Raw genomic sequence first — 5,608 nt, 5'->3', positions numbered from 1 at the left:
ATCAACATCATCGACACCGCCGAGTTCGCGATCCCCGGCCTTGACGACGAGTTCCGCGTCATCGTGTCTCCGTGGATTCTGACGGTGCTCGTTACCGACCGCCTGGCTCGCTACTACGAGACGGTCACCAAGCACAACCTCAAGTATCGTCGCTACTATCACCAGTTCGACTACTAAAGAAAACGGGTGCGGGAACGTGCCGGGCTATTGAGAGGAACACAGAATGAGACAGTACATCATCGCCAGCCATGCGCACTTCGCTACCGGCATCAAGGAGAGCGTCGAGCTGCTCTCGGGCGCTCGCGACAACGTCCACGATCTTTCGATGTTCGTCGATGGCCGCATGGACGTGGCCGAGGAGGCCCAAAAACTGCTGGCAGGCATGTCTGCTGACGATGATGTCGTTGTCTGCACCGACCTCTTTGGCGGCAGCGTCAACAACGAGTTTACCAAGATCGTCCAGACGCGTCCCCGCACGTACCTCGTTACCAACATGAACCTTCCTCTCCTCATCCAGTTGCTGTTCTCTGACGAGTCGGCGCCGGTTGAGGAGACGATTCGCGCCATCGTCGCTGCGGACGATACGCGCGTGAAGTTTGTCAACGATCTTTTGGTCGATGACGACGAGGAAGAAGAGTTCTAATCCGCAGCACCTACTGACACGCCGTAAGACGGCACAAGACCTTTGGGGGGTCACATTATGATTCAGCTACTTCGCGTTGACCATCGCCTGCTTCATGGCCAGGTCGCAGTTTCCTGGGTTCAGGGCCTTGGCTCCAACTGCATCTTCTGCGTGGGCGATAAGGTCGCTAACGACCCGGTGTGGAAGACGACGCTCAAGATGGGCAAGCCTGCCGGCTGCAAGCTCGTCATCAAAGATATGGAGCATGCAATCGAAGCTATCAACTCGGGCGTGACCGACAAGTACAAGATGATCATCTGTGTCGCCACTATTGCTGAGGCAAAGCAGCTTGTTGAGGGCTGCCCGCAGATCAAGTCGGTCAACCTGGGCAACACCAAGCCCAAGGACGAGAAGCGTCCCGATGCTCGTCAGGTCTCTCGTCAGATCTTCCTGACCGCGGCCGAGGAAGCCGATGTGCGCGAGATGCTGGATCGTGGCGTTGAGGTCGAGATTCGACCCCTGGCCGATGACCCCAAGGTTGACTGCGCCAGCGTGCTCTAGGCGTTCAATTTCGAAGAGTCTGAGCTCTTCGTAGTGTCCTATTAGGAAAGGGGGATATATGCTTACCCAAGCAATCCTCATCGGACTTATCGCCGCATTTGGTAAGTTCGACTGCCAGCTCGGTACGCTCTATGCGTTCCGCCCCATCGTCCTGTGCCCGCTCGTGGGCCTGGTGCTGGGGGACCTGCAGTCCGGCCTCGCGATCGGCGCCAGCCTGGAGTTGCTGTTCATGGGCTCGATCTCCATCGGCGCCTACGTGCCGCCTGATGAGACGATCGGCGGCGTGCTCGCCTGCGCCTTCGTTATCCAGCTGGGCCAGAGCACCGAGGCAGCCATCGCGCTTGCCATGCCCATCGCCACGCTGTGCCTTGCCATCAAGAACATCCTCAACGCCGCCCTGCCGATCCTGGTTGACCGCGCTGATGTCTTCTCCGGCCAGGGCAACCTTAAGGGTGTCTATGCGATGCACTTCCTGATCGGTTTGACCGGTATCATCATGGCGTTCCTGCTGTGCTCGCTGTCGTTCTATCTGGGTGCTGACGCCATCCAGGGCATGCTCGACTTCATCCCGCCCTTTGTCCTTGCTGGCTTTGGCGTTGCCGCCAACATCCTGCCTGCCATGGGCTTCGCCATGCTCGGCCGCCTGGTGCTCACCAAGCAGCTCGTGCCCTTCTACTTCCTGGGCTTCCTGCTGTGCTCCTACGCCAACGTGCCCGTCCTGGGCGTCGCCCTGATCGCCATCATCATCGGCATCGACAAGTTCGACCTGCTCGGCCTGGGCGGAGCCCAGCCCCAGCTCTCCGCGGAAGGGGATGAGGACGATGACTTCTAGTCCCGAGAACAAGATCACGCGCTCCGACCTCGTCAAGAGCGCCGTCAACGTCGGCGCCCTGGGCATGGAGTTCTCCTGGACCTACTACAAGCAGATGAACATCGCCTTCTGCCTGATGGTCGCCAACATGCTCAAGAAGATCTACGCCGGCCGCCCCGACGACTACGCCGAGGCCCTGCACCGCCACTGCGCGTTCTTCAACATCACCGTCCAGTTCGCCCCGTTCGTCGGCGGCATCGCGATGGCCATGGAGGAGAAGGTCGCCCGCGGCGAGATCGAGCCCGAGAGCGTCAACGACGTCAAGGCCGCCCTCATGGGCCCGCTGTCCGGCATCGGCGACTCCATCTTCCTGTCGACGCTGCGCGTGGTCGCCGCCGCGGTGGGCATCAGCCTGTGCCAGGCCGGCAACCCCTTCGGCCCCATCGCCTTCCTGCTCATCTACAACGTCCCCGGCTTCGCGCTGCGCGTCTGGGGCGCCGTCAAGGGCTACGAGCTGGGCGTGGGCTTCCTGGACGAGGCCCAGAGGACCGGCCTCATGCAGAAGATCATGACCTGCGTGGGCATCGTGGGCGTCATGGTCGTGGGCGCCATGTGCAAGGACATGTTCTGGGCCAGCATCCCGGTGGCCATCGGCTCGGGCGAGGACGCCCAGACCCTCCAGGACATCCTGGACGGCATCATGCCCGGCATGCTCGGCATGATCGCCTTCTGGCTGTACTACTGGCTGCTGTCCAAGAAGATCAACCCCATGGTGCTGATCGTTGCCACCATGGTCGTGGGCATCATCGGCGCGTTCTTCGGCGTGCTGGCGTAAGGGCCCGGCCTATTATCTGCCCCCAAGGGAAACGGCGACCCATTGCGGTCGCCGTTTTTTATTACCGAAAGCTAGTTGGAGGTGCTTCGTGATTCGATCTGACAATCCACCCGATAATGGCGTGAGCGGGGCGATGTATCTATTTGGCACGGCGCTCTTGTGGAGTTTTATCGGCATCCTCGTTCGCGCCAATTCGCAGTCAGCTCTTTTGATCGGTGCCGTCACGGCAATATTTATGGCGCTCTTTATCCTGCTCGTCGGCAGGCCCGTCCTTCGCGTCAGCCGTCTTATTGTCCTTGTGGCCGTCTGCAACTTCGTGACGGGCACCACGTTTAACTTTGCCAACCAGCTCACGACGGTCGGCAACGCGATCGTCCTGCAGTACACCTCGATGATTTTCGTTATCGTGTATCAATCGCTCGCAGCTCGCACATTGCCCTCGCCTGCGAAGATTGCCTCCGTGGTGGTTGCTTTTACGGGTATGGGACTTTTCTTTTTAGGCGATTTGAGTGCCGAGGGCATGCTCGGCAACCTGCTTGCCGTCATTTCGGGCGCCACCTTTGGGCTGTGTTTCTTTTTGAACTCTCGCCCCGATGCGTCGCCCATGGTGTCCTCGCTCATCTCCTGCGGTATCTCGATGCTGCCGATCGTCTATTTTGCTGGCGCCCTAGACTCCGTGAGACCATTTGAGTGGGGGCTCATGCTGGTGCATGGCCTTTTTTGCAGTGGCCTTGCGAGCGTGCTATATGCCAAGGGGATTGCGCGCACTAACGCGTTTGCGGCCAACTTGGTTTGCATGAGCGAGGTCGTGCTCGCTCCCTGCTGGTCGGCGCTCCTCTTTGGCGAGGTCTTTCGCTGGAACGAGTTTTTGGGCGCGGCGATTATCGTTTTGGTGATTGTAGGCAACTTGGCATACGATGCCTTTGGCGATGGCTTTTTGGTGGCGCTTGTCCGCCATCGAAACAAAGAGCGCGCCTGATGGGATACGTCTGCCGTTTACGGTAAAAAACACCCCGCTGAGCGAGTGGTATTAAATAGTGAGGACCTGCATACCTATAATCGGTATCAAATCATTTGTGCCTGGCATGGGTGTTAGCAGCACACCAGGTACGCTTCGAGCCGTGGAATCGAACTCCCGGAATTGATATCAACAACGCGCGCGACGGGAGTGACGACGGTTCGAGATTCCTTATTGGGAGGAATTATGCTTGTCCAAGCAATCCTCGTCGGCTTAGTCGGAGCGTTTGGATGTCTCGACTACCAGCTCGGCACCCTCTACGCGTTCCGCCCCATCGTCCTGTGCCCGCTCGTGGGCCTGGTGCTGGGGGACCTGCAGACCGGCCTTGCCGTTGGCGCCAGCCTGGAGTTGCTGTTCATGGGCTCGATCTCCATCGGCGCCTACGTACCGCCTAACGAAACCGTCGGCGGCGTGCTCGCCTGCGCGTTTGCCATTCAGCTCGGTCAGGGTACCGAGACGGCCATCGCGCTCGCCATGCCTATCGCCGTCCTTTCGCTGACGATCGGCAACATTACGGATGCTGGATTCTCGATCATTGTTGACATTGCTGACAAGTGCGCTGCCAAGGGCAACCTCAAGGGTATCTACGCGGCACATTGGAGCATGGGCCTCTTTGGCTGCCTTGAGTACTTCCTGCTGTGCGGCGGCGCATTCTACCTGGGCTCCGATGCCATCCAGGGCCTGCTCGACTTCATCCCGACCTTTGTGATCGACGGTTGCGGCGTTGCCGCCAACATCCTGCCTGCCATGGGCTTCGCCATGCTCGGCCGCCTGGTGCTCACCAAGCAGCTCGTGCCCTTCTACTTCCTGGGCTTCCTGCTGTGCTCCTACGCCAACGTGCCCGTCCTGGGCGTCGCCCTGATCGCCATCATCATCGGCATCGACAAGTTCGACCTGCTCGGCCTGGGCGGAGCCCAGCCCCAGCTCTCCGCGGAAGGGGATGAGGACGATGACTTCTAGTCCCGAGAACAAGATCACGCGCTCCGACCTCGTCAAGAGCGCCGTCAACGTCGGCGCCCTGGGCATGGAGTTCTCCTGGACCTACTACAAGCAGATGAACATCGCCTTCTGCCTGATGGTCGCCAACATGCTCAAGAAGATCTACGCCGGCCGCCCCGACGACTACGCCGAGGCCCTGCACCGCCACTGCGCGTTCTTCAACATCACCGTCCAGTTCGCCCCGTTCGTCGGCGGCATCGCGATGGCCATGGAGGAGAAGGTCGCCCGCGGCGAGATCGAGCCCGAGAGCGTCAACGACGTCAAGGCCGCCCTCATGGGCCCGCTGTCCGGCATCGGCGACTCCATCTTCCTGTCGACGCTGCGCGTGGTCGCCGCCGCGGTGGGCATCAGCCTGTGCCAGGCCGGCAACCCCTTCGGCCCCATCGCCTTCCTGCTCATCTACAACGTCCCCGGCTTCGCGCTGCGCGTCTGGGGCGCCGTCAAGGGCTACGAGCTGGGCGTGGGCTTCCTGGACGAGGCCCAGAGGACCGGCCTCATGCAGAAGATCATGACCTGCGTGGGCATCGTGGGCGTCATGGTCGTGGGCGCCATGTGCAAGGACATGTTCTGGGCCAGCATCCCGGTGGCCATCGGCTCGGGCGAGGACGCCCAGACCCTCCAGGACATCCTGGACGGCATCATGCCCGGCATGCTCGGCATGATCGCCTTCTGGCTGTACTACTGGCTGCTGTCCAAGAAGATCAACCCCATGGTGCTGATCGTTGCCACCATGGTCGTGGGCATCATCGGCGCGTTCTTCGG

The 5,608-nt window shown here is 60.5% G+C and carries 7 protein-coding genes and 1 pseudogene; all 8 read left to right on the top strand.

The window, feature by feature from the left end:
* Nucleotides 1-177, top strand: a pseudogene (locus tag I2H19_RS10145) (SIS domain-containing protein); the annotation flags it as partial.
* 46 nt (nucleotides 178-223) lie between these two features.
* Entirely contained in the window at nucleotides 224-643 is a 420-nt protein-coding gene (locus I2H19_RS09735; RefSeq protein WP_035137739.1) for a PTS sugar transporter subunit IIA, read from the top strand.
* Between the two features lie 57 nt (nucleotides 644-700).
* Nucleotides 701-1,183: a PTS sugar transporter subunit IIB gene (locus I2H19_RS09730; RefSeq protein WP_099432286.1), complete on the top strand. Its 483-nt coding sequence runs from the start codon at nucleotides 701-703 to the stop codon at nucleotides 1,181-1,183.
* Nucleotides 1,184-1,241: 58 nt separating this feature from the next.
* A complete protein-coding gene (locus tag I2H19_RS09725) occupies nucleotides 1,242-2,015 on the top strand; it encodes a PTS mannose/fructose/sorbose/N-acetylgalactosamine transporter subunit IIC (protein WP_195622534.1) in 774 nt (257 codons plus the stop codon).
* Nucleotides 1,996-2,829, top strand: coding sequence for a PTS system mannose/fructose/sorbose family transporter subunit IID (locus I2H19_RS09720; protein WP_195622533.1), 834 nt, complete (start codon nucleotides 1,996-1,998; stop codon nucleotides 2,827-2,829). The genes I2H19_RS09725 and I2H19_RS09720 overlap by 20 nt, the downstream gene beginning before the upstream one ends.
* Nucleotides 2,830-2,917: 88 nt before the next feature.
* Nucleotides 2,918-3,808 carry a DMT family transporter gene (locus I2H19_RS09715; protein WP_232219764.1) on the top strand — a complete coding sequence of 297 codons (891 nt, stop codon included), beginning with the start codon at nucleotides 2,918-2,920 and terminating at the stop codon, nucleotides 3,806-3,808.
* Nucleotides 3,809-4,033: 225 nt separating this feature from the next.
* Nucleotides 4,034-4,807: a PTS mannose/fructose/sorbose/N-acetylgalactosamine transporter subunit IIC gene (locus tag I2H19_RS09710; RefSeq protein WP_195622532.1), complete on the top strand. Its 774-nt coding sequence runs from the start codon at nucleotides 4,034-4,036 to the stop codon at nucleotides 4,805-4,807.
* On the top strand, nucleotides 4,788-5,608 hold an 821-nt coding region (locus I2H19_RS09705; RefSeq protein WP_195622535.1), incomplete at its 3' end, for a PTS system mannose/fructose/sorbose family transporter subunit IID. The genes I2H19_RS09710 and I2H19_RS09705, both read left to right, overlap by 20 nt.

This window comes from Collinsella aerofaciens (genome assembly GCF_015560135.1).
Classification (GTDB): Bacteria; Actinomycetota; Coriobacteriia; order Coriobacteriales; family Coriobacteriaceae; genus Collinsella; species Collinsella aerofaciens_AN.
Note: the sequence above shows the minus strand (reverse complement) of the source record. Positions and strands in the feature narration are given on the sequence as shown.